The organism is Hydrogenophilus thiooxidans (assembly GCF_019049855.1).
GTDB lineage: Bacteria > Pseudomonadota > Gammaproteobacteria > Burkholderiales > Rhodocyclaceae > Hydrogenophilus > Hydrogenophilus thiooxidans.
On the sequence record NZ_JAHLSY010000011.1, the window covers coordinates 1 to 24760 of the forward strand.

The 24760-nt window shown below is 62.0% G+C and carries 20 protein-coding genes; 8 read left to right on the plus strand and 12 right to left on the minus strand.

Annotation, left to right across the window (positions count from 1 at the left end; all coding sequences use genetic code 11):
- Positions 1-538 (plus strand): PD-(D/E)XK nuclease domain-containing protein (locus KUL93_RS06740; protein WP_217126310.1); only part of this gene is annotated, 538 nt, incomplete at its 5' end.
- Here KUL93_RS06740 and serB read toward each other — a convergent pair.
- The 9 genes from serB to lysS are packed head-to-tail and all read right to left on the minus strand — an operon-like array spanning position 535 to position 11344.
- Positions 535-1437 carry a phosphoserine phosphatase SerB gene (gene serB / locus KUL93_RS06745; protein WP_217126311.1) on the minus strand — a complete coding sequence of 301 codons (903 nt, stop codon included), beginning with the start codon at positions 1435-1437 and terminating at the stop codon, positions 535-537. The genes KUL93_RS06740 and serB overlap by 4 nt on opposite strands.
- Positions 1434-2519, minus strand: a complete 1086-nt coding sequence (locus KUL93_RS06750; RefSeq protein WP_217126312.1) for a 3-deoxy-7-phosphoheptulonate synthase — start codon at positions 2517-2519, stop codon at positions 1434-1436. The genes serB and KUL93_RS06750 overlap by 4 nt, the downstream gene beginning before the upstream one ends.
- Before the next feature lie 50 nt (positions 2520-2569).
- On the minus strand, positions 2570-6052 hold the full coding sequence (gene mfd / locus KUL93_RS06755) for a transcription-repair coupling factor (protein WP_217126313.1): 3483 nt from the start codon (positions 6050-6052) through the stop codon (positions 2570-2572).
- Positions 6042-6716, minus strand: coding sequence for a hypothetical protein (locus KUL93_RS06760; protein WP_217126314.1), 675 nt, complete (start codon positions 6714-6716; stop codon positions 6042-6044). The genes mfd and KUL93_RS06760 overlap by 11 nt, the downstream gene beginning before the upstream one ends.
- A gap of 41 nt (positions 6717-6757) precedes the next feature.
- On the minus strand, positions 6758-7828 hold the full coding sequence (gene amrS, locus KUL93_RS06765; protein WP_217126315.1) for an AmmeMemoRadiSam system radical SAM enzyme: 1071 nt from the start codon (positions 7826-7828) through the stop codon (positions 6758-6760).
- On the minus strand, positions 7825-8442 hold the full coding sequence (amrA, locus tag KUL93_RS06770; RefSeq protein WP_217126316.1) for an AmmeMemoRadiSam system protein A: 618 nt from the start codon (positions 8440-8442) through the stop codon (positions 7825-7827). Before amrA ends, amrS begins: the two co-directional genes overlap by 4 nt.
- Positions 8443-8449: 7 nt before the next feature.
- The gene (gene amrB / locus KUL93_RS06775) at positions 8450-9280 is read right to left on the minus strand and encodes an AmmeMemoRadiSam system protein B (RefSeq protein WP_217126317.1); all 831 of its coding nucleotides are present in this window, start codon (positions 9278-9280) and stop codon (positions 8450-8452) included.
- A gap of 42 nt (positions 9281-9322) precedes the next feature.
- Positions 9323-9826 (minus strand): 6-pyruvoyl trahydropterin synthase family protein, encoded by a 504-nt coding sequence (locus KUL93_RS06780; protein WP_217126318.1) that lies wholly within the window; start codon positions 9824-9826, stop codon positions 9323-9325.
- 12 nt (positions 9827-9838) lie between these two features.
- Entirely contained in the window at positions 9839-11344 is a 1506-nt protein-coding gene (gene lysS, locus KUL93_RS06785) for a lysine--tRNA ligase (RefSeq protein ID WP_217126319.1), read from the minus strand.
- Between the two features lie 151 nt (positions 11345-11495).
- Here lysS and KUL93_RS06790 point away from each other — a divergent pair, with 151 nt between their 5' ends.
- The 7 genes from KUL93_RS06790 (at position 11496) to KUL93_RS06820 (ending at position 22747) form a co-directional block, all read left to right on the plus strand.
- Positions 11496-11882, plus strand: coding sequence for a hypothetical protein (locus KUL93_RS06790; RefSeq protein ID WP_217126320.1), 387 nt, complete (start codon positions 11496-11498; stop codon positions 11880-11882).
- Positions 11883-12013: 131 nt separating this feature from the next.
- A complete protein-coding gene (glgC, locus tag KUL93_RS06795; protein WP_217126321.1) occupies positions 12014-13309 on the plus strand; it encodes a glucose-1-phosphate adenylyltransferase in 1296 nt (431 codons plus the stop codon).
- Positions 13309-15009 carry a glycoside hydrolase family 57 protein gene (locus KUL93_RS06800; protein ID WP_217126322.1) on the plus strand — a complete coding sequence of 567 codons (1701 nt, stop codon included), beginning with the start codon at positions 13309-13311 and terminating at the stop codon, positions 15007-15009. Before glgC ends, KUL93_RS06800 begins: the two co-directional genes overlap by 1 nt.
- Before the next feature lie 25 nt (positions 15010-15034).
- The gene (locus KUL93_RS06805; RefSeq protein ID WP_119334918.1) at positions 15035-16465 is read left to right on the plus strand and encodes a 4-alpha-glucanotransferase; all 1431 of its coding nucleotides are present in this window, start codon (positions 15035-15037) and stop codon (positions 16463-16465) included.
- Positions 16466-16480: 15 nt separating this feature from the next.
- Positions 16481-18664 (plus strand): 1,4-alpha-glucan branching protein GlgB, encoded by a 2184-nt coding sequence (gene glgB / locus KUL93_RS06810; protein WP_217126323.1) that lies wholly within the window; start codon positions 16481-16483, stop codon positions 18662-18664.
- Between the two features lie 2 nt (positions 18665-18666).
- Positions 18667-20271, plus strand: coding sequence for a glycogen synthase (locus KUL93_RS06815; protein ID WP_217126324.1), 1605 nt, complete (start codon positions 18667-18669; stop codon positions 20269-20271).
- Complete coding sequence (locus tag KUL93_RS06820) at positions 20255-22747, plus strand: glycogen/starch/alpha-glucan phosphorylase (RefSeq protein ID WP_217126325.1); 2493 nt, start codon at positions 20255-20257, stop codon at positions 22745-22747. The genes KUL93_RS06815 and KUL93_RS06820 overlap by 17 nt, the downstream gene beginning before the upstream one ends.
- A gap of 99 nt (positions 22748-22846) precedes the next feature.
- Here the strand turns inward: KUL93_RS06820 and minE are convergent, their stop codons facing one another.
- Genes minE through minC form a run of 3 tightly spaced genes read right to left on the minus strand, consistent with a single transcriptional unit; the run spans position 22847 to position 24758 of the window.
- Positions 22847-23128: a cell division topological specificity factor MinE gene (gene minE, locus KUL93_RS06825; protein ID WP_249419332.1), complete on the minus strand. Its 282-nt coding sequence runs from the start codon at positions 23126-23128 to the stop codon at positions 22847-22849.
- 10 nt (positions 23129-23138) lie between these two features.
- The gene (minD, locus tag KUL93_RS06830) at positions 23139-23951 is read right to left on the minus strand and encodes a septum site-determining protein MinD (RefSeq protein WP_217126327.1); all 813 of its coding nucleotides are present in this window, start codon (positions 23949-23951) and stop codon (positions 23139-23141) included.
- Positions 23952-23975: 24 nt separating this feature from the next.
- Positions 23976-24758, minus strand: coding sequence for a septum site-determining protein MinC (gene minC, locus KUL93_RS06835; protein WP_217126328.1), 783 nt, complete (start codon positions 24756-24758; stop codon positions 23976-23978).
- Positions 24759-24760: the final 2 nt, after the last annotated feature.

The window sequence follows — 24760 nt, forward strand, 5'->3', positions numbered from 1 at the left end:
CCGGAAAGTGGAGGAGGCGGGGCACCTCCTTTACGAGCTGACCGTCCCCAACCAAGAGGTTCGGGTGGCATTGAACGAAGCGCTTCTTGATGCGCTTCTACCCCAGCGCCACGAAGTGGAAGCAACCCTCACGGTGCTACGGGCGTTGCGTGCAGGCGACAGCGAGACGCTGCGCGCCGAGTTTGAGCACCTCTTTGCGCAGATACCGTATGACTGGCACTATCCGCTCGGTCACCTCGAGGCCTACTACGCGAGCCTCTTTTACAGCTTTCTGGCGAGCACGGGCGTGCGGCTGCTCGCCGAAGCGCACACCCGGGATTGGCGGATCGACCTGGTGGTTCAAGCGGGTGCGACTGTCTGGGTGATCGAGTTCAAGGTCATCGAGGGGGAACAGGCCACGGGTGCGGCGTTGGCGCAGCTGCGTGCGCGTGATTACGCATCTGCGTATCGCACCGCGCCGGGCGTGACGCGGGTGATCGAACTTGCGGTGGAATTCAGCAAAACCACGCGGCGGATCGTGGGGTGGGAGACACGTTAGCGGCAGAGCCAAAGCGGAAGCGCAAGCCCGGCAGTCATCGAGACCAGATTGAGTTCAGGCAGAAGCACCGCTTTCGGACGGTAACCGAGGCGTAGTCCCGCTTCCTGGAGCATCAAGCGGTCGTTCGCACCGTCCCCTGCGGCAAGAATTGCGTTGCGATCACAACCCAGCTGCGCGCGTGCGGCCAGCAGCGCGTCCCTTTTGGCGGCGGCGTCGATGATCGGTGCCAAAACGCGGCCGGTGAGCCGGCCCTGTGCGTCGATCTCCAAACGGTTGGCAACGTGGGCGTCAAAGCCGAGTTCCGCGGCAATCGGTGCGGTAAAGTGGGTAAAACCGCCGGAAACGAGTAGGCAAAAGGTTCCTTGCGCTTTGAGGGCTGCAACGAGCGCCCGTGCTCCGGGAGTGTATTGAACGACCGTGCGAACGATCGCGTCGAGTTCCGTTGCCGGCAGCCCTTTGAGAAGCGCCACCCGAGCCGTGAGCGCGGCGCGAAAATCGAGTTTCCCTTCCATCGCCGCTTCGGTGATTCGCGCCACTTCCGCTTTTTTGCCCACCGCTTCGGCAATTTCGTCGATGCACTCAACGGTGATGAGCGTCGAATCCATATCGGTGACGAAAAGGCGCAGCGCGGCAAAGTTCCACGAGGGAGACCACCAGCCCCAATCGCAGCGCGCCGCTGCAAGCTCATGGTCAAGCGCATGGGTTCGCGGTAGCGGCGTTGTGACCTCAAGGACGTGAGCGGCAGGTAGTGGGGCGGTAGCAGTGGGCGTAGTTGCCGCGTCATCGCGGACCGCTCCCCCAAGGCCGGGCGTGCTGGGCAACCGGCGGTAGGCAATACCCCGGGCGGTGAGCCACGCGGTTGCCGCGGGGGTTTCAAGAAGGTGCAGCCGCAGGCTCACGATGCCGATCCGCTCCGCTTCCGGTCCGGCAAGACCTGCTGCAATACTTCGTGTGCCGAGCGGATCATCGTCTCGGTGGTTGCCCAATCGACGCACGGGTCGGTGATCGAGCAGCCGTATTGGAGCGCTTCACGCGGGCGCAGCGGTTGGTTGCCAGCCTCAAGGAAGCTCTCCACCATAAAGCCGACGATCGAGCCGTTCCCTTCCCGGATCTGATGAACGATGTCTTTGAGGACAAGGGGCTGGTACTCGGGCTTTTTCCACGAATTGGCGTGGGAACAGTCGATCACGATGTTCGCCGGTAGCTTCGCTTTGGTGAGCGCCTGTTCCGCAAGGGAGACCGAGACCGAATCGTAGTTGGGGCGTCCGCCGCCACCGCGCAAAACGAGGTGGCCGTAGCGGTTGCCTTTGGTGCGGACGATTGCGGTGCGGCCGCTTTCGTCGATCCCCAGGAAAGCGTGGCGGTGCGAGGCAGAAAGGATCGCGTTGATCGCGACCTCCAAGCTGCCGTCGGTGCTGTTTTTGAAGCCGACAGGAGTGGAGAGGCCAGAAGCCATCTCACGGTGGGTTTGCGATTCGACCGTACGGGCGCCGATCGCCGTCCAACTGACCAGGTCACCGTAGTACTGCGGACCGATCGGGTCGAGCGCTTCGGTGGCGGCAGGAAGCCCCAGTTCGTTCACCGCAAGAAGGAACGCGCGGGCGCGCTCCATGCCGACGTCGATGCGAAACGAATCGTCGAGGAAAGGATCGTTGATGAACCCTTTCCAGCCAACACTGGTGCGGGGTTTTTCGAAATAGACCCGCATCACCAGCACGATCGTTTCCGCGACTTCGTCGGCCAGGGCTTTGAGGCGACGTGCGAAGTCGAGCCCAGCTTCCGGGTCGTGAATCGAACAGGGGCCGACCACCGCAAAGAGGCGGCGATCGGTCCCATCGAGAATCGCGGTAAGCGTTTGCCGCGCGGTAGCAACGGTCGTTGCAGCCCGTTCGGTGAGCGGCACTGCCCCTTTGATTTCCGCAGGCGTCGGCATCGGCTCGAACGCCTCGATGTTGGTGTTTTCCAAAAGGTATTGGATCATGGTTGCTCCCTGGTGGAGATTTTTTGTCGTGGGACGATAAAGGAGCGATTTTACGCAATTGCGGCGTGATTCGTTTGGGCCGCTACCGCTTGCACCAGGCGCTCCACGGCCGCAGCGCGCTCGGCATGGGTGGGAAACGAACCGGTTCGGACTAAAGTGTCGCTGCCTTTGATCTGCACCGAACGGTCGCTTTGGATGAGCGCGACCACTTTTGCCGGGTCTACGGGCGCATCCTTGGCGAATCGCACCAGGATGCGCTGCCCGTTGGCGTCGACCCGCGCAACGCGGTGGGCAAGCAGCCGAATGCGCAGCCGATGGGTCGCGATGAGCGCAACGGCTTGCGGTGGCAGCGGCCCGAAGCGGTCGATCAGTTCGCTTTTGAGCGCATCGACCGCCTCGTCGTCGGCAGCGTCGGCGAGCCGTTTGTAGAGGTCGAGGCGCACTGCGATGTCCGGACAGTAGCTTTCGGGGAGCAGCGCCGGTTCGCCCAAGGTGATTTCGGTGGTCACCGCAAACGCAGCAAGGAGCGACTCTGAGGCTGAGGTATCGGTCTGAGTCACTTCGCCGTGCATCTTCGATGCCGCGTTCTGGGCTTTGAGGCGGCGAACCGCGTTTTGCAGCATCTGGGTAAAGAGCGCGAAACCAACCGATTCGATCGCGCCCGATTGCGCTTCGCCCAAGATTTCCCCTGCGCCGCGAATCTCCAGATCGTGCATCGCCAACGTGAAACCGCCGCCGAGCGATTCCGCCTGCGCGATCGCTTCCAACCGCCGCGCACCGGCAGCGGTCGGCTTGATGTGTGGGTCGAGCATCAGATAGGCGAACGCTTGGTGGTGGCTGCGGCCGACCCGGCCCCGCAATTGGTGCAGTTGCGCCAGTCCAAAGCGGTCGGCCCGTTCGATCAGGATGGTATTCGCGTTGGGGATGTCGATACCGGTTTCGATGATGGTGGTGCAAAGGAGCACCTGCAACCGCTGGTGGATGAAGTCGCGCATTACCCGTTCGAGCTCGAGTTCGCTCATCTGGCCATGCGCGACCCCAATGCGGACGTTGGGCAGCAATTTTTGCAACGCCTCCAGCGCATTGCCAATGGTGCGTACCTCGTTGTGCACGTAGAATACTTGGCCGCCGCGCCGCAGTTCGCGCGCCACGGCTTCGCGAATGAGCGCGTCGCTCTTTTTGACGACGAAGGTTTTCACCGCCAGCCGTTTCGCAGGTGGGGTGGCGATCACCGAGAAGTCGCGCACCCCCTCGAGCGCCATCCCGAGCGTGCGGGGAATCGGGGTGGCCGAAAGCGAAAGGGTATGGACGTGCGCGCAGAAGGTGCGCAGCGCCTCTTTCTGGCGCACGCCGAAGCGGTGTTCTTCGTCGATGATCACCAACCCCAGCCGCGCAAAGCGCACGTCGGGCTGAATGAGGCGATGGGTGCCGATCACGATGTCGATGGTGCCGTCGGCAAGCGCCGCCAACGTCACTTTCTGGTTTTTGCTGCTGGTAAAGCGCGAGAGCTCGGCGATGTGGACCGGCCAACCGGCGAAGCGGTTACGAAAGGTTTCGGTGTGCTGTTCGGCCAACAAGGTGGTTGGCGTGAGGATCGCCACCTGGCGGCCATTCATCGCGGCCAGGAACGCGGCGCGAAGCGCCACCTCGGTTTTCCCGAAACCGACGTCGCCGCACACCAACCGATCCATCACTTTGCCAGAGGTAAGGTCGGCGATCACCGCGTCGATCGCGGCTTGTTGATCGGGCGTGGTTTCAAAGGGAAAGCCCGCGGCGAACGCTTCATAGCTGGCAGCGTCGAATGCGAACCGTTCGCCACCGCGCGCGGCCCGCTCAGCATAGAGCGCCAGGAGCTCTGCCGCGGTATCGTGCGCTTTTTCCGCCGCTTTGCGTTTCTCTTTTTCCCACTGACCGGAACCGAGTTCGTGAAGCGGCACCGTTTCGGGGTCGGTTCCCAGGTAGCGGCCAATGAGCGCCAGTTGGGTCACCGGGACGTAGAGCGCGGCGCCCCGCGCATATTCGAGGTGGAGGAATTCCGCTTCGCCCTCAGGGCCGGCAAGGCGCACGAGGCCTCGGTAGCGTCCGATTCCGTGTTCGAGGTGCACGACAGGGGCACCGGGGGTGAGTTCGGTGAGGTCGCGAATCCACGCCTCGGGATCGTGTGCGGCGTGTTTGCGTTTCGTCCCTCCTTTGCGCCGCACCAGATGCGCGAAGAGCTCCGCTTCACCGAAAAAGGCGAGGCGCCGTTCCGCGTCGAGAAAGCCGTTTTCCACGGGCGCGACCGTGAGCGCGAGTGGCGGTCTTTCTGCCAGGAAAGTTTCCCACTCGCGCACGTCGCTCGGTTCCCAGCCCACCGCGCGCAATTTCTCACGCACCGTTTCACGGCGCCCTTCGCTGGAAACGGCAAGGAGCACGGTCCAGTCGCGGTGGGCGTCGAGCCATGCGGCCAATGCAGCAGCCGGTTGTTCGGCGCGCGCATCGAGGGCGATCGGGGGAAGCTCGTCTTCAGCGCGTTCGGGAAGCGAGAGGTCGATCCGCGCACAGGCAGAGAGCCGACCGTGAAACGCCTCGGGCGGCAACATCCAAGCCTCTGGTGGCAGCAGCGGGCGATCCGGGTCGGTGTTGAGCAGCCGGTAGCGGTCGAGCGCTTCTTGCCAATCGGCCGTGACGGTTTCGGCAACCGGACCCAGGGTGACCCAGAGCGCGTCGGGCAGATAGTCGAAGAGGGTGGCGGTTTCGTCGAAAAAGAGTGGCAGATAGTATTCGATCCCGGCGGGCAGCAACCCCTGACTGACCTGTTTGTACAGGGCCACTTTGCTGGGATCGCCCTCGAAGGTTTCGCGAAAACGGCGGCGGAAGGTCGTGCGCCCCTCGTCGTCGGTGGGAAACTCGCGTGCCGGCAAGAGTTCGATCGCCTCCACCGGGTAGAGCGTGCGCTGGGTGTCGGGGTCGAACGTTTTGATGGTTTCGATTTCGTCGTCGAAGAGTTCGATCCGATAGGGGAGCGCTGCGCCCATCGGGTAGAGGTCGATGATCCCACCGCGAATCGCGAATTCTCCGGGGCGAAGCACCTGGGCCGCGGGTTCGTATCCGGCCAGGGTCAATTGGGCTTTGAACGCCGCCAGATCGAGCGTTTCCCCTTTGCGGGTGCGAAACATTCGCCCGGCAACGAACGCAGGCGGCGTAAGTCGCGGTAGCGCCGCCGCCACCGAAGTGACGACGACGTCGACCCCCTGCTGCGTGATCGCAAAGAGCGTCGCGAGCCGTTCGGAGATCAGGTCTTGGTGGGGCGAAAAGGGGTCGTAGGGCAGCGTTTCCCAGTCGGGAAAGTGGCTGACGCGGAGTTCCGGCGCAAAAAAGGTGAGTTCGGCTTGGATCCGCAGGGTTTCAGCGGCATTGGCCGCTAGGAGCACAAGCGGGGCGCGCGTGCGGCGCTTCAATTCCGCGAGGTAGGGGGCAATGAGCCCTGGGAAAGGCAGCGGCAGTTTCGCCCGTTGCCCCGCTTTGGGGAGATGGAACGTGTCAGGAATCATGGGCGGGGATTATACCGCCCAGCCATTCGGAGACGAGGGTGACGACCCGATCCGCGACCGCGGGGGAGACCATTTCGGGATCCGTATCCGTTTCGATTTCCGTCCAGACCTTATGCGGAGAAGGGATCAGGGCCCAGGCGCTCTGATTGGGTCGGTTGAGGTGGCTCTGTGCTGCGGTAACGAGCTGGATCGGCAAAACCCAACGGCGTAAGACCGACGCGCCAGCGAGATCGAGCCGCCCAAAGGGGGCCGAAAGCGCGCAAAAGCGCGCAGGGGCGTGATCGATGAGCCGCATCGCTGCTGCGGCAGCAGTGCTCCAACCGACTGCGACCAGGAGGTCGGCGATTGGGGAAAGGAAGGGTTGATGGTCGATCCATTCCAAGGTCTTGTGGCACCGTTCGGTGAGTTCGGCGATCTGAAAACTGCGCGCTTCACAGTGCGCCGCTTCCACCGAGGGGATGAGCGCAACCGTGAGCGTGGCCCATCCTTGTGCTTTGAGGGGTTCGACCAAGGGCGTGAGGGGCAAATCGATCAGCCGCGGGACGACGGTTGGGTCGAAAAGGAGCGCCAAGCCGTGGCACTCCTCATGATAGGCAAGCTCGGCATCGAGCCACAGTCCGCGCTCGATCTTGATACCAACAGGCAGGTGGCGGTGGCGTTTCATTGCGGTTGCGCGAGGACCCCGGAGGTTTTTGTGCCGCTTGCTTACGCAGTCAGCCGGATGGGGATGCGCCGGTTGCCGAAGTGCCCGGGCGTGTGGGTGAAACGCCCTTCCAAAGGGCGGTGGCACTCGGGGCAGGCACCTTCGGGGGTGAGGCGATAGGCGGTGATCGCATAGCCGTCACGGGCGATCAGCCTAGTGCCGCAACCGGCGCAGAAAGTCGTACTGCCGTCACGATCCCGGATGTTTCCGGTATAGACGTGCCACAATCCTTCCGCTTTGGCAATCGCCCGGGCGCGGTGGAGCGTTTGCGGCGGGGTGGGCGGAAGGTCGCGCAATTTGAAATCGGGGTGAAACGCGGTGAGGTGGAGCGGAACGTGGGGAGCGAGCGCGTCGCGGATCCAACGGGCGAGCGCGCGGATTTCGTCATCGCTGTCGTTGAGCGTGGGGATGATGAGTGTGGTGACCTCGACCCATACCGTGGTGTGATGAACCAAGTACTTCAGCGTTTCTTTGACCGGTTCGATATGACCGCCGCAATAGCGTTGGTAAAAGTGTTCCGTGAATGCCTTGAGATCGACGTTTGCGGCATCCATGACGCTAAAGAACGGTGCGTACGCTTCGGGTTCGATATAGCCGTTCGTCACCGCAACGGTGTAGAGCCCCGCATTGTGTGCGGCGCGCGCGCACTCGATCGCGTATTCGGCAAAGATGATCGGGTCGTTATAGGTAAACGCGATGCCCGCAGCGCCCGTGGCTTTCGCTGCGGCGACGATGGTTTCGGGCGTGCCCTCGTCACCGATCGTCGCGTCGAGCGCTTTTGCGGCGGAAATCGACCAGTTTTGACAGTATTTGCACGCGAGGTTACAGCCTGCGGTGCCGAAGGAGAGCACCGCGGTACCGGGGTAGAAGTGGTTGAGGGGTTTTTTCTCGATCGGGTCGAGGCAAAAACCGGTGGAGCGGCCGTAAGTGGTGAGCACCATGCGCCCGGCTTCGTTGGCGCGGACCAGACACGCGCCGTGCTGTCCCGGGCGCAATTTACACCGCCGCGGACAGAGGGTACATTCCAGACGACCATCGGCAAGCGGTCGCCAAAATTGCGCTGGGTGGCTCATCGACGTGCTCCTTGCGATGCGCTCGCTTCACGGTGCGCGGGTTCGTGCCAAGCGGTCACGGTGTAGCGCCACGCCTTCAGTCCCGGAACGGGACGAAAAGGGTCGAGCCCCGCCTTCTGTTTGAGCGCTGCCAGAAAGGTTTTCGGATCGGGAAGTTGCGACCAGACTTGGGGCAGGAAGGTGGCGCGGTAGGGACCTGCCGCAAGGATCAGGCCATCTTGGTGGGGGCGCAGTTGCGCAATCAGCGCCGTTTCGTCGGTGAAGGTGAGGGGCTCTGGTGGCGTAAGGAGCGACACTTCCAGCGTGATCGACGGCCATTCGTCGCGCGTCAAGGGGGGGAATCGCGGGTCTTCGAACGCGGCAGCAAGCGCGTTGGCGCGCACGTCTTCGCGAAGCGGGCGGTAGGCTTCGAGAGAACCGATGCATCCTCGCAGTTGGCGATTCTGTGTCAGTGTGACGAAGGTTGCCCCCGGTTTGTCAAGTCGCGGGTCTTCTGGCACGCTCAGGGATTCGCCCGTGAGTGCGTGATGGATCGCGGCACGCGCATGGGCAAGGAGCGCCTGCCCGAGTGCGTCGTCGACCGTGAGTGCGTTGCTCGTTTGCTTTCGCGTCATCGTCTCCTCAATGCAGGGGCGTGGCGGTGCCGCGTGCGGGAAACCACGCGACACTGGCGTAACCGACGACGCGGTCGCGTGGCCCTTCGGTGTCGGCGCTCGTGCCGTAAGCGATCAGTTCAGGCGTAAGGCCGTGCCGCTCGGCAGCGATCAGCAGCGCGTCGATCGCGGTCGAGCCGCAGGCGTCGTCGGGCTCCAACGTCGGATCGAACGCCAGGATGCGTTGCAGTGTTCGTTGATCGAGCGCACGCGCCTCGGCGTCGGGGTGGTAATGGGAGAGGTCGGAACTCACCACGATCAGGGTTTCCGGCCCGCCCCACAACCGCGTCATCACCTCAGCCACTTTGTGCGGTTCAACCCAGCCGACGACGAACGGGACGATCGCGAAATCGTCGAGGATTTGCTGCAGGAACGGGAGTTGGACCTCGAGCGCGTGTTCCAGCAGGTGCGCACGCTCACTCCGTTCGACGTCGGGATGCTGTAGCGCAACAGCGGAGGCTGCGACATCGACTGGAACGTCACCGAGTGGCGTTCGGAAAGCCGAAGTTTCCGGTAGCGCCAGACCCAACACGGGGACCCGGTGGGCTGGACCGAAGAGCACCACGCGCCGGATGCGGTCGGCAAACGGGATGAGTAATCGATAGGCTTGCGCTGCGATCGGCCCCGAATAGACGTAACCGGCGTGGGGGACGATCAAAGCTTTGGGCGGAACGTCGGACCGAGGAATGGGGGGCGTTCGGCCCAAATAGGCGGCGATTTGTGCCGCGAGCGTGGTCGGGTCGGAAGGGTAGAAGAGCCCGCTCACCGCGGGTTGCCGGATCGTTGCTCTCTGAGGCATCGCTCTTCGTATCTCAAGAGTGGGATACCGAACACTATAGCGCTAGTGCGTGCCGATTTCCAGCGGATAATCGGCCCAGCAATTGGGGGTTTCGAAAAGCCGGACGCGCGCCAGACGCAAATGGCGGCCGTAGCGTGTGTGGAAATGGGGGGCCAGGGTTGTGAAAGCGATGCGCGCAAGGTTCTCGGCGGTGGGGATCACATCCAGACGCACGGTGCGGTGGTCCGGAAGCACCGCGGCGATTGCCTCGGCAATCGGATCTTCGTTCCAAACCAGCAACGCATGGTCCCAGCGGCTGACGAGTTGATCCCACGCGATCCGTTTGACGTCGCCGAAATCCATCACCATCCCCCGTTCGGGAGACCCTGGGGTTTGGTCGAGCACGCCGACGAGTGTCAGCTCAAGGACGTAGCGGTGGCCATGAACGTGGCGGCAGAGGCTCCGGTGGTCCGGGATTCGGTGGCCCGCGTCGAACTCGAGCCGCCGGGTGATCGCAAATTCGGTCGTCTGCAGAGTGGACTGATTCGGCGCCGCTTCGGTGGTCACAATGCTGCCCTTTCAGCCATGCGCTTCCGGACGCATCGCAGGGAAGAGGATCACGTCGCGGATGTTTGGCGAATCGGTGAGCAGCATCACCAGTCGGTCGATCCCCACCCCACAGCCGCCCGTGGGGGGGAGGCCATACTCGAGCGCGCGAATGTAGTCGGCGTCGAAATACATCGCTTCGTCATCCCCTGCCTCTTTCGCGCGCACTTGGGCGCGAAAGCGTTCGGCTTGGTCGTCGGGGTCGTTGAGTTCCGAAAAACCATTGGCGATCTCTCGCCCGGCGATGAAGAGTTCGAACCGTTCTGCGATCTCTGGGTTGGTGTCGCTGCGTCGCGCCAGCGGTGAGACTTCAGCGGGGTAGTCGACGATGAAGGTGGGGTCGAAGAGTTCGCTTTCGGTGGTTTCTTCGAAAAGCGCCAGTTGCAGCGCGCCCACCCCTTGCTCGGGGCGGGTTTCGACTCCCAATTCGTGGAGTTTTGCGCGTAACCAGTCGGGGTCGTTGAGCTGAGCCACCGACCAACCGGGATGGACGTGGTGAATGGCTTCGACGATCGTCATGCGCGCAAAGGGGCGAGAAAGGTCGAGGGTGCGCCCCTGATAGACGAACGTTTCGCTGCCGAGCGCCACCCGCGCGGCGTGGCGCAGCAACCCTTCGGTAAAGTCCATGATTTTGCGGTAGTCGGCGTACGCTTCGTAGAACTCCATCATCGTGAATTCCGGGTTGTGGCGCGGGCTCAACCCTTCGTTGCGGAAGTTGCGGTTGATTTCGAAGACCTTCTCGAAGCCGCCCACCACCAACCGTTTGAGGTAGAGCTCTGGCGCGATGCGCAGATACATCGCCATATCGAGCGCGTTGTGGTGGGTGATGAACGGACGCGCGTTCGCGCCGCCGGGGATCGGGTGGAGCATCGGCGTCTCCACCTCGAGGAACCCGTACTCGACCATGTAGTTTCGAATGGCCTGAATGAGGCGGCTGCGCGCGACAAACCGCAACCGTGTCTCTTCGCTCATGATGAGGTCGACGTAGCGTTGCCGATATTTGAGTTCTTGATCGGCGATCCCATGGTATTTGTCGGGGAGCGGTCGCAGGTTTTTCGTGAGCAACCGAATCGATTGGGCGTCAATGGTGAGTTCCCCGGTGCGCGTTTTGAAGAGCGTCCCCGAAACGCCGACGATATCGCCGATGTCCCAATGTTTGAAGTCCGCGTAACGGTCCGCACCGACGGAATCCCTTGCGACATAGACCTGGATGCGGCCCGACATGTCCTGAAGGGTGATGAAGCTGGCTTTGCCCATCACCCGTTTGAGCATGATGCGGCCGGCAACGACTGCCGAAACGCGCAATTGCTCCAGTTCTTCCTGGCTTTTTTCCTCGTAGGCCTCCGCCAGTTTTGCGGCATAATGAAGGCGTTCGAAATCGTTGGGGTAGGTAGTGCCCTGTTCACGCAACGCGGCCAGTTTGCGCCGGCGCTCTTCCATCACGGTGTTGAGTTCGTGTTGAGCGGTGGATTCGTTCATCGTGCCAACCATTCGGGGAAAAGAGACCGACGCGAATTGTCGCACGCGGCGCCCCTTTGCGCAAAGTGAGGTGTGAAATGGTGTTTTTTTGGCGTCTCTATCGTTGGGTCGAAGCGACTTTCTTCAATACGCTTACCATCTCGACGAGTTGATGAACCGCAATTTGGATCGGGTAGCCGAAGTGGTCGAAGCGCTGCGTGGTTCCGTGGCGAAGGTGAAGGTGGCGCGCGAAGGCGTGGCCGCGTTCAATGGGCAAGTGGAAGAGATCATGGCGCGTGCCAAGGAAGCTCGCGGAATCGCCGACCTGATCCGCGACAACGCGGATCAGACGAACCGACGGCTCGACCACGCAGTGACCGAAACGCGGCGTTTCCGCGACCGTGTCCAAGCCATTCTCACGGAAATGGCGGCAGAGGGTATCGACATTTTCGACCGCAACTATCCCCTTGCCGATATCGCGATGCCGATTCACGTCAATGGCCGCTTGTGGGGCAACGTTCGGGTCGGTCTCCCCATCCCCGTACTGCTGGAACAATGAAACCGCATCGCGGCTTGAGCCATCGGAGGGTCCTCTCCGCGTCTTAACCGCTCTTTTGCCATAACTTTCTTGCGCCTATGCTGTTTCCTACTATAATGAAAAGAATGATGAGACGATAATGGCAATAGGCTATGGCCGAAGCGACTGACCAAAACGGCTCGACAACACCGGTTCCCATTTTGCGCCAGGTTTTCGCAGTAGTTCTTGCTGGAGGGGAGGGGAATCGCCTGAAGCACCTCACGCGCTGGCGCGCCAAGCCTGCGGTTCCTTTTGGCGGAAAGTACCGAATCATCGATTTCCCATTGTCGAATTGCGTCAATTCCGGGATTTCGCGCGTTGCGGTTCTCACACAGTACAAGGCCCAATCGCTGATTCGCCACCTTCAGCGGGCGTGGAATTTTCTCCGCCACGAAGTCGGGGAGTTCATCGAGATCGTCCCTGCGCAGCAACGGATGGGGAAGGAGTGGTATCTGGGCACCGCTGACGCGGTGGCACAAAATCTCGATCTGTTGCGCCGCCACCGTCCCCGTTACATCCTCATTCTGGCCGGCGATCACGTCTATACGATGGACTACGCGCGGATGCTCGCCAGCCACGTCGAACGACGTGCGGAAATCACCATCGCGTGCATTCCCGTGCCGCTTGCGCAAGCCTCCCATTTCGGGGTGATGGCGGTGGATGAGGAGAACCGAGTAGTCTGCTTCGTGGAAAAGCCATCGCAGCCGGAGCCGATTCCTGGCCAGCCAGAGATCGCGCTGGCGTCGATGGGTATCTATCTCTTCGACGCGGAATATCTCTATGCGCTTCTTCTCGAAGATCGCGACCGTGCCGATTCCACCCACGATTTCGGGCGCGATCTCATCCCGTATGCGTTGCAGCGGGGCGATCGCCTTTTTGCCTACCGTTTCGTCAATGAAGCGGGAAAGCCCGACTACTGGCGCGACGTGGGGACGATCGAATCGTACTGGCGAGCCAACATGGATCTCTGCGCGATCGAGCCGCCGCTCAACCTCTACGATCGCAACTGGCCGATTTGGACCTACCAGGCGCAGCGGCCGCCAGCGAAATTCGCATTCGACGACGAGGGGCGGCGCGGCATGGCGGTGGACTCCCTCGTCTCCGCCGGTTGCATCCTCTCCGGCGCGGTCGCGCGCCGTTCGGTTCTCTTTACCAATACTTTCTTGCACAGTTATTCGACGGTGGAGGAATCGGTGCTGCTACCCAATGTCGAAGTGGGGCGGCATGCGAAGATTCGCCGCGCGATCATCGACAAACATTGCCGCATCCCGCCAGGGATGGAGATCGGTTTCGATCGGGAAGCCGATCGTGAACGATTCTACTGCTGCCCCCAATCGGGTCTGGTCGTCGTCACGCCGGAAATGCTTGGCCAATCGTTTCGCCACTACGATCCGCAGGAGGATTTCTGATGGGCAATCGGTTGGGGGTGGCACTGCTCTGGCATCTGCATCAGCCCTATTACAAAGAGCCGGACGGGCGCTACCGTTTGCCGTGGGTCTACCTCCATGCCATCAAGGACTACGGCGAGATGGCGGCGCATCTCGAAGCACATCCGGCGGCGAAAGCGACGGTCAATTGGACGCCAACCCTCTTGACCCAGTTGTCCGATTACGCTGTGCGCCTTGCCCGTTTGCTCGACCATGGCGAACCGGTCGGTGACCGCCTGCTCGACTGGCTGAGCGGTGCTGTACCGCTTCCGGAGGATCTCGAAGGCAGACGTCAAGTGGTTCAAGCGTGCCGCCGCGCCAATCCACCGACGATGGTCCATCCCCATCCCCACTTTCACCACCTCCTGGCTTGGGTCGAGGAGGTGGGGTTCGGTTGCTGTTGCGAGCGGTTGCGTTATCTCAACGATCAGTTCCTCTACGATCTCCTCACTTGGTACCACCTGGCTTGGTGCGGGGTGTCGCTGCGGCAAAAGGAGCCGACGCTGCACAGACTCGCCGCGCAAGCAGTTGCTTTTTCTGAGGAAGATCGGCGCGCGTTGGTGCGCGTCATCGCCGAGACGATCGCAACGCTCCCCGAGCGCTATCGGCGACTTGCCGAACGCGGACAGATCGAACTTTCTTTGACCCCTTACGGCCATCCGATCGCGCCGCTGCTCCTCGATTTTGCCGCGGCGCATGAAAGCCGTCCCCAAGATCCGCTCCCAGAGAAGAAGTATCCGGGCGGCGCGGAACGCCTGCGCTGGCATCTGAATGCCGGTTTCGCGCTGTTCGAGGAGCTGTTCGGCTTCAGACCGAACGGTCTTTGGCCTGCCGAAGGGGCGATTTGCGAGCGTTCGCTCGCGCTTTTTGCCGAATACGGTGTGAAGTGGTGCGCAAGTGGCGAAAAGGTGTGGTTCGCATCGGCGCAGGCAAGCGGCTGGGACACCGACTATCTGGCGAGCAAGCACGGGCTCTTTGCGCCGATCGCCTGGCGCGATCGGCCGCTCCGCCTTTTTTTCCGCGACGACGGTCTGTCCGACATGATCGGATTCACCTACCAGCATTGGCGCGCCGAAGACGCGGTAGAACACCTGGTGGCCGCGCTCGAGCGAATTGCTGCCAGCTATGGCCCGGAAGCGGGCGAGCATACGGTCCTCATCGCGCTCGATGGGGAAAATGCCTGGGAGTACTACCCGAACAACGGCTGGGATTTCCTCACGCTCCTTTATGAGCGGCTAAGCCACCACCCGAAACTTGTGATGCGTACCGTCAGCGAGGCGGTCGCGGCACGGCACGAACCGAATCGCCTGGAACGGGTCCGCGCAGGCAGCTGGGTTCAGGGCAACCTGGCCACGTGGATCGGCAGCGACGCGAAAAATCGTGCGTGGGCTGCGCTGGTTGCGCTCAAAGAGGCGATCGACGCGCGGTGGTCGACGTGGGACGAAGCGCGACGTGCGGTGGTTGCCCAGCAGCTTGCTTATTGTGAGGCGTCGGATTGGTTCTGGTGGTTTGCTGACCACAATCCCTTGGAGGCGGTCACCGAGTTCGATTTCCTTTTCCGCGCGCATCTTGCCGAGGCGTACCGTTTGCTCGGTTCGGCGCCGCCGGAAGCGCTCGCGCAGCCATTTGCGACCGGAGGGGGGGCTGCGGAGCTGGGAGGGACGATGCAGCGCGCACAATGACGATTCGCCAAAAAAGGGGGGGAGGATGGTCCGGGAATGGCTGGAGCGGCGCGCAGCGGGGGTGCTGCTGCACCCCACAGCGCTTGCGGGGGACGACGGACTCACCGAAGCGCGGGTGCGCGCGTTCGTTGCGTGGATGGCGCAGGCGGGGCTGCGGTTGTGGCAGATCCTGCCGATCCATCCGCCGCGTCACGTCTCTCCTTACGAGTGCGTGACCAGTTTCGCGGTGAATGAGCGGCTTTTTGCCGCCGAGTGGTTGCAGCGCACCTTGCCGCCGCAGGAGACGGTGGAATCGGCGCTGCAGGGCGAGGTTTGGCTGAGCGGAGAGAGCGGTCTGGCCTCGCCGGGGCTTGCCCCTTTTGCGCCGGTAATCGCGCGTGAGCGGGTGAAATACGCGCTCTTTTGTTATTATGCGCACCAATTCCCGGATCGCCCATTCTGGGCATGGCCGCCTGATCTGGCGCTGTTTCGGGAGGACGAACAGCTCCCCCCCGAAGCGCGCGGTTGGTTGACGGCGAAAATGGCGCGGCTCCTTGCTGCCGAGCGCGCATGGCAGCAGGTCCTGGCGCTGGTTCATGAGGCGGGCATCTGGGTAGTCGGTGATCTCCCTTTTTTCGTCGCGGCCAATAGCGCCGACGTTTGGGGCAACCGCGCTTACTTTTTGCTGCAATCCGATGGCTCCCCCGCTTTTGTTGCCGGGGTTCCGCCAGACTATTTCAGCGCCAGCGGTCAGCGCTGGGGGAATCCCCAGTACGACTGGGGCATGCTGCGCGAGACCGAATTTGGCTGGTGGCGCGCCCGGCTCGCCGCTCAATTGTCGTGGTGCGACGGGGTACGGTTGGACCATTTTCGCGGTTACCAAGCGGTCTGGTCGATCCCGGAAGACGCGCCGACAGCCGAGACGGGCTGCTGGGTGCCGGTTCCGGGTGACGCGCTCTTTGCGCGCGTTCGCACCGATTGCGGCGGCGAACCGCTGCCGTTCATCGCCGAGGACCTCGGGATCATCACCGACGAGGTGCGCGCGCTCCAAGCGGCATTCCATCTCCCCGGCATTTCGGTGTTGCAGTTCGGCTTCGACGGTCTGCCGGGTAATCCCCATGCGCCACACGCGATTCCCGAATGGCAGTGGGTGATGACCGGGACGCACGACAACGCGACGACGCTCGAGTGGTGGAACGGGATCGAGGATGGGGGCTATCGCGAGTGGATCCTGGCGCAGTTGCCTCATAGCGACGATCCGATGCCGTGGCCGATGATCGACGCGGCGCTGGCAAGCCGCGCACGCTGGGCGGTGATCCCGATTGCCGATTGGCTCGGTTTGGGGGCTGAGGCGCGCTTCAACGTTCCGGGCACGGTGAATGAGCGCAATTGGCGTTGGCGGGTTCCGGAAGGGGCGTTGCGTGTCGAACTGGCACAGCGCATCCGCGACCGCGTCGAACGCTTTGCGCGCGGCTGAGCAGGGAGGGGGGTGTTGAGCGAACTGGAGCCCGTTTGGCAGGCATTGAACGCTGGAACGGTCCACGACCCTTTCCGCGGGTTGGGGTGGCGCATCGAAGAAGGGGATCACTGGGCGCTTTACGAGTGGCTGCCAACGGCAACCGCGGTCGAGGTGGGGGGTAAGCGGTTGGCAATGGTCGCGCCAGGGGTGTGGCGCGCTCGTTTCACGGCAGACGAGCGGAAAACGCTGTTGCCCCACCATACGGTGCGCTGGCAAGAGGGCGACGAAATGTGGCACAGCGTCGTTTCGCCCTGGACTTTTCCCACGTTGCTTGGCGCGTTGGACTGTTACCTCATCGGGATCGGCGAGCATTGGCGGTGGTGGGAGAAGTTGGGGGCGCACTGCGTCGAGATCGACGGTGTGGCGGGTGTCCATTTTGCCGTTTGGGCGCCCAACGCCGAACGGGTTTCGGTGGTTGGGGACTTCAACCAATGGCACGGGTTGCGCCATCCGATGCGCGTATTGGGCAGCAGCGGAATCTGGTCGCTTTTCATTCCAGGTCTTACTGTTGGGGATCGCTATCGATTCGAGATCCGCACCCGTTCGGGAGCGATCGTCACCAAGAGCGACCCATCGGGACAGTGGTTCGAACTGCGGCCGCAAAATGGTTCGAAGGTGTGGCGCAGCCGTTATACCTGGGGCGATGAAGCGTGGTTGGCCGCGCGAAACGCCTGGGATCCCTACCACGAGCCGATCGCGATCTACGAGGTCCACGCCGGTTCCTGGATGCGACACGCCGACGGTCGTTTCTACACTTACCGCGAACTGGCCGAGCGGCTGATCCCATACGTGCAGTCGTTGGGTTTTACCCATATCGAACTCCTGCCCCTTGCCGAGCATCCGCTCGACGAGTCGTGGGGGTATCAGGTGACCGGCTTTTACGCACCGACCAGTCGCTACGGCACCCCGGACGATCTCAAAGCGTTCGTCGATGCGGCGCATCAAGCGGGGATCGGCGTGATCCTCGACTGGACGCCCGCCCATTTCCCGAAAGACGAATGGGCGCTTGCCCGCTTCGACGGTACGGCGCTCTTCGAACATGAGGATCCCCGCTTGGGCGAACATCCCGACTGGGGGAGTCTGATTTTCAATTATGGTCGCCATGAGGTGCGCAATTTCCTGATCGCCAACGCGCTCTTTTGGCTCGTCGAATACCACTTCGACGCGTTGCGGGTCGATGCGGTAGCCTCGATGCTTTACCTGGACTATTCGCGTCGCCCTGGGGAGTGGTTGCCCAACCATTACGGTGGGCGTGAAAATCTCGACGCGATCGAATTCTTGCGTCGTTTGAATACGCTGATCCACGCCGAGGTTCCTGGCGCGTTGGTGTTCGCCGAAGAGTCCACTGCCTGGCCGATGGTGTCGCGTCCAGTATGGATGGGGGGGCTTGGCTTTTCGTTCAAGTGGAACATGGGGTGGATGCACGACACGTTCGCTTATTTCGCGCACGATCCCCTCTTTCGCCGTTACCATCAGGAGAAACTCACCTTCTCTCAGTGGTATGCCTACAATGAGAATTTCGTCCTTGCGCTCTCGCACGACGAAGTGGTGCACGGCAAGGGATCGCTCGTGGCGAAAATGCCCGGGGACGCCGACGCGAAACGGGCGCAGGTGCGACTTTTGCTGGCGTGGCAGTGGTGGCACCCTGGCAAAAAACTCCTCTTCATGGGGGGGGAGTTTGCGCAGTGGCGTGAGTGGAGCGAACGGCGCGAACTCGATTGGGGGTTGCTTGCCGAGGCGGGGCACCGTGGCGTGCAACGGTGGGTTGCCGATCTCAACACGACCTACCGTGCGCTGGGCGCGCTGCATGACTTCGATTGTGACGCAGAGGGCTTTGAGTGGGTCGATTGTCACGACGCGGAGCAGTCGGTGATCGCTTTCTTGCGTAAGGGAAGAAAGGGGGAGGTTGTGTTGGCGGTGCTCCATTTCACGCCGCTGACGCGAACGAACTATCGGGTGGGGGTGCCGTTCGGTGGACTCTGGCGCGAGCGGTTGAACAGCGACAGCCGCTTCTACGGAGGAAGTGACGTCGGCAATTGCGGCGCTGTACGGGCCGAAGCGGTTCCGTGGCACGGCTTTCCGTACAGCGTCGCGCTGACGCTTCCGCCGTTTGGCGCGCTTCTGCTGCAACCGGTTGGAAGAGAAGAGGAGGGGTAGCGTTGAGAATCGTTCAGGTCGCTTCCGAATGTCATCCGTTCGTCAAGACGGGGGGACTTGCCGATGCGGTTCAAGGTTTGAGCGCAGCGCTCGCTGTGCGTGGTCACGAGGTGCGCGTCGTGCTTCCTGCGTTTCGAGGCGCACTTCCGGATGGGGCGACACGGTTGGGGACGTTCGCGGTAGCAGGTGCGGGCCGGACATGGGAAGCGACGATCTGGGAGGCAGCGCCCCTCTGGTGCGGCGCCAATACTTTTCCGTCGCCCCTGCCGCAACGCGGCCGCCGGTGGGGAAAGGCTCCACCATCGTCCTGCGACGGGGAGCGTTCGTCACCTTCGGGGCAGACCTGCCGGGTCTGGTTTGTCGCGATCCCACCGCTTTACGATCGGGACGGCTCCCCTTATCTCGATCGCGACGGACGGGCGTGGTGGGACAACGGCGAGCGCTTTGCCGTCTTCTCCCGCGCCGCAGCGATGTTGGCGCTCGGGTTGGGCCCGGGCGCAATCGCCGGTTGGCGCGCCGCGGTAGTCCATGGCCACGACTGGCACGCAGGTCTTACGTCGGCGTTTCTTCGGCTTGGTGCGGAAAAGGAAGGTATCGCGACGCCGCGAACCGTTTTTACCATCCACAACGCGGCGTTCCAGGGTTGGTTTCCCTACTCGCTCTTTCGCGCGCTCGATCTTCCCGATCGCTGGTGGGACTTTCGCTTTCTCGAAGCGTGGGGGGAGCTCAATTTCCTCAAGGCGGGGGTGACGCTTAGCGACGTAGTGACGACCGTCAGCCCCGGCTATGCTCAAGAACTCCTTGCGGGCAAAGGGGATTACGGCTTGCAGGGCGCGTTGGCGCAGCGGGCGGCCGAGAAGGCGTTCCTCGGTATCGTAAACGGTATCGATCCGGTGGCGTGGAATCCGCTGTGCGATTCCCACCTTGCGTCCCCGATCGTCCCGGGTCGCGGTTTTACTGCGGCGAAGCGATCCAACCGCGCAGCGCTGTTGGCGCGTTACGGTTTGGGCGATACGCTGGAGGGCAACCGAGCGCTGCTTGTCGGTTTCGTCGGGCGCTTGAGCGAACAGAAAGGGGTCGATTGGCTGCTTGCTGCGCTACCGGAGACGTTCGAGCGCACGCCGATGCGCGTCGTCCTCTTGGGTAGCGGCGACCCGTTGCTCGAACGGCAGGCGCAAACGCTTGCGGCGCGCTACCCGCAACGGCTCTTGGTGACGATCGGTTACGACGAATCGCTCGCGCATCTGATCTATGGTGGTTGCGATCTTTTCGTGATGCCCTCCCGATTCGAACCGTGCGGTCTGGCGCAACTCTACGCGATGCGTTATGGCGCGGTGCCGGTGGTGCGTGCAGTCGGGGGGCTGCGCGACACGGTGATCGACGAGTCGCTCGGTGCGAGCGCAAATGGGTTTCTTTTTACCGGTGATGGGCCGCAGGCGCTCGGAGCGGCGTTGCTGCGGGCGTTTCACTGTTGGCGCGATCGTCCGCGTCGTTGGCGCACGCTCGTGAAAAACGCGATGGAAGGTGACTACTCCTGGGCGTCGCGGGTTTCGGCATACGAATCGCTATATCGGAGTGAAGGAGGCGAACGTGGGGGTGAAACTTGAAGCGATCTTGGCAGAACTCACGGAGCAGACGGGAAACGATGCGGAGCGGCTCGCACGGGACATCGCACACTATCTGTTCAAGACGCAAGGGCGGACGCTCGCCGCTCCGGTCGAATACCTCTTCGAGGCGGTGGCGTGGGCAGTGCGCGACCGGGTAATGCCCGACTGGCACGCGACGTGGCAACGCCTCAAACGGCAACCCACCCGGCGCCTCTATTATCTGTCGATGGAGTTTCTGATCGGCCGTTCGCTGGCGGCGATCGCGTTCAATCTCGATCTTGCCGAGCCGTTGCGCGAAGCGCTGCTGGTACTGGGAAAGGAAATCGAGGCGATCGAGGAGGCGGAGCGTGATGCGGGGTTGGGCAATGGCGGTCTGGGCCGACTTGCCGCCTGTTTTCTCGAAAGCGCCGCGACGCTCGCGTTGCCGGTGATGGGGTACGGGCTGCGTTACGAATATGGGATGTTTCGCCAAGCGATCCGTAACGGCTACCAAGTGGAAGAGCCGGAGCGGTGGCTGCGCCAACCCGCGTTCCCATGGGAGTTGGAGCGGCGGGAATATACCCGAAAAATCCGATTCGGCGGACGGACGCACCACTACATCGACCCAGAGACGGGGCGGTTCTACGTCCATTGGGATCATGCAGAGGTAGTTCTGGCGGTACCGTACGATATTCCGGTTCCCGGATACCGCAACGGGGTGGTCAATACATTGCGGCTGTGGTCGGCGCAGGCACCCAACGAGTTCAATCTGGACAAATTCAACGAAGGGGACTATTTCGAGGCGGTCGATGCGCGAATCGCTGCAGAAAACCTCACACTCGTACTTTACCCCAACGATGCGAGCGTCTTGGGCAAAGAGCTTCGGTTGCGGCAGCAATATTTCCTCGTTGCGGCGTCGCTGCAGGATGCCGTGACGCAGTGGCTCGACCACTGTGGCCCCGAGTGGCACCGTTTCGCCGAACTTCACTGTTTCCAGCTCAACGATACCCATCCCGCGCTGGCAGTGGCTGAACTGATGCGGATTCTGATCGATGAGCACCATTTCGGTTGGGACGAGGCGTGGAGCCTCACGACGCGGGTGACGGCCTATACCAACCACACACTGCTTCCCGAAGCGCTCGAGACGTGGCCGGGGGAGATGGTGCGGCGTATTCTGCCCCGCCATTGGGAGATCATCGTCGAGATCGATCGCCGTTTCCGGTTCTCGATCCAGTTGCGCTGGCCCGATGAACCGAGCCGCCAGGAACGACTGGCAATTGTCAGCGGCGATCGGGTGCGGATGGCGCACCTCGCGGTGCACGGCAGTTTTGCGGTCAATGGTGTTTCCCGTCTCCATACCGAGCTGCTCGTCACGACCCTCTTTACTGATTTCGCCGAACTCTCTCCTGGAAAGTTCACAGCGATCACCAACGGAGTGACGCCACGGCGCTGGCTTGCCCTCTGTAACCCTGGTCTCAGAACGTTGCTCGACGAGGCGGTGGGTAGCGGTTGGGTTACCGATCTCGATCGCCTCACAGCGCTTCTTCCCTTATCGCAAGACGCAGCGTTTCGCGAACGGTTCGCCGCGGTAAAGCGGGGAAACAAAGCGAAATTGGCGCAGCAAATCGCGCATGAAGGGGGAATCGAGGTCGATCCTGCGGCGCTCTTCGACGTGCAGGTCAAGCGTATCCACGAATACAAACGGCAGCTTTTGAACGCCCTGCACGTGATCCACCTTTACGATCGGATCAAACATGGCGAGACAGACGCCTGGACGCCGCGCGTGGTCATTTTTGGCGGCAAAGCCGCGCCGGGGTATGCGTTTGCCAAACTGATCGTCAAATTCTTGAACAACGTCGCCGAGGTGATCAATAAAGATCCGCAAACGGAAGGGTTGTTGCAGGTGGTCTTTTTGCCGGATTACCGGGTGAGTGCGATGGAAAAGATCGCGCCCGCAGCCGACCTTTCGGAGCAGATCTCCACCGCGGGTGCCGAGGCCTCCGGTACCGGCAATATGAAATTGATGATGAATGGCGCAATCACGATCGGTACCTACGACGGTGCTAACATCGAGATTCTGGAAGCGGTCGGGAAGGCACACTTTTTCCGCTTCGGACTGCTTGCCGACGAAGTGCAGGCGCGCCGCACCGATTACGATCCGGTAGCAATCGTCCAGCAAGACGAGGCGCTTGCGCGCGTGATCGGTTATCTGCAACGGGAGTTTTTCAATCCCTTCGAACCAGGAATCTTCCAGCCAATCCTCGACCGCCTTCTCTCACCCAACGACCCGTGGCTGGTGCTGGCCGATTTTGCGTCGTACCGTGCTGCACAGGAGGCGGCAGCGGCGCACTATCGCGCCCCGGCGCGTTGGTTCGAAAGCGCCGTGCGCAACGTCGCCATGAGCGGCCGTTTCTCTTCCGACCGAACGCTGATCGAGTACAACCAGCGGATCTGGCACTTGGCGGCGATCGGTGAGCCAGCGCGAAGCGCGACGTGATCGGCTGTGGTGGTAATCGCTGCGCACGCACTTGGTCACGGTGGTTGAAACTTGTCTCTGCCTCCGCGGATAAACTTCGGGGGAGAAGGATCTCCCCGGTCAGCCGCTACCCGTGTGTTCATTGAGTGTGATATTGACTTCAAGTATCTCGACGTTTTCCTTGCGCTCGAGATGGACCTTGATCGCGTCGGCATCAACCGGGTAGTATTTTGCGACGACAGCCAATATCTCTTCTTGAAGTTGCTGTAGGCGCGCGCTTTCTTCAGGAGAGTTCGCTTGGCCTTCGGGCAGCTCCCGCATCAAGACCATGGTGAGCCGCTCTTTGGCGATGCTTGCGGTCGCGCGCGGTTTGCGCCCCAACAAGCGGTCGAACAGAGACAAGCCAGCCACTTTAGCCCCCTCCCAGTAGGCGCTTCAATAGCCCCGGTTTTTCGTAGGTAGTGAAGCGCAGCGGCCGGTTTTCACCGAGGAAACGGCCGACGACGTCGTCGTAGGCCTGAGCCGCCTTGTCCTCTTTGATGAGGATGACCGGTTCGCCCTGGTTGGAAGCGTGCAGCACCCCTTCCGATTCGGGAATCACACCGATCAAGGGGACGCGCAGAAGCTCCAAAATGTCTTTGTAAGAGAGCATTTCGCCCTCTTCGACCCGTTTCGGGTTGTACCGGGTGATCAAAAGGTGCTCTTTGATCGGTTCCCGGCCTTCGATCGCGCGCCGTGTCTTCGACTGCAACAATCCCAGGATGCGGTCGGAGTCGCGCACCGAAGAGACCTCCGGGTTGGTTACGACGATCGCTTCGTCGGCAAACATCATCGCCATCAGTGCGCCATGTTCGATCCCGGCGGGTGAGTCGCAGACGACGTAATCAAAGCCCATCTGCTGCAATTCGTCCATCACCGCTTCGACGCCTGTTTCGGTGAGCGCCTCTTTGTCCTTGGTTTGCGACGCGGGCAGGATGTAGAGCGATTCGACCCGTTTGTCTTTGATGAGCGCTTGGTGCAGCTTCGCGTCGCCTTGGATGACGTTGACGAAGTCATAGACGACGCGGCGCTCGCACCCCATGATGAGGTCGAGGTTGCGCAACCCGACGTCGAAATCGATCACGGCCGTTTTGTATCCCCGCAGCGCCAAGCCGGTAGCGAACGCGGCGCTGGTGGTGGTTTTTCCTACGCCTCCTTTGCCTGAGGTTACGACGACGATGCGCATGGTGTTCGATCCGTTTGAGCAATTTCAAAGTTCAAGGATATCGAATTGTAACCGCATCTCCGCAGTTTCTGGTGTCGGTTCGAGACGGACCTGTACGGGCTTACCCGCAAGCACCGGTGGGACCCCCTGTTCGAACGTCTTGAAGATGCCCGCAATCGCAACAAGTTCCGGTTGAAAGCGGTGCGCGAAGATGCGCGCCGTTTCTAGGCCGTACGCGCCTGCGATCGCCCGGCCCGAAAGGGGACCCCAGCAGATGATGTGGCCGCCAGCGATCACTTCGCCGCCGGGGTTGACCCCGTTCATGAGGATCACGTCGCCGTCGGGGTGGTGGATCTGTTGCCCGGAGCGGACGGGACGGTCAATGATGCGGGACGCGCTTCTTGGTGAATCGTTGGGCGCCGCTTGTGTGGCCTCGGGTGTTGCTGCCGGTAGGGCAGTGCGCTCGGGTGCGACCGCTACCGTAGCGTGAGGCGTTGGCTGAGCACCATACTCAGGAGAAATGGCATCGAGCAGCGCGAGATTGAGGCGCGCCAGCGCGGTATGGAACGGTTCTGGAACACCGCGCACCCCGACCGGTTGCAGACCGATGCGGCGCATCAACGCGGCGATTCCCGCCCAGTCGACGTGGGTGGGCCATTCGGTCACTTCGCGAAAGTCGAGCACCGCCACTTCACCAGCAAAGTAGCGGTTTGCGCCCGCAAACACCTTGTGGAGTTCGTCTGCCAAACGGGCGGGGCTGGTTGCGGCAAGTGTCACGACGAAACCGGCAAGGTTCGTCGGAGTGAAGCGGACGATCGGTTCCGGCATCG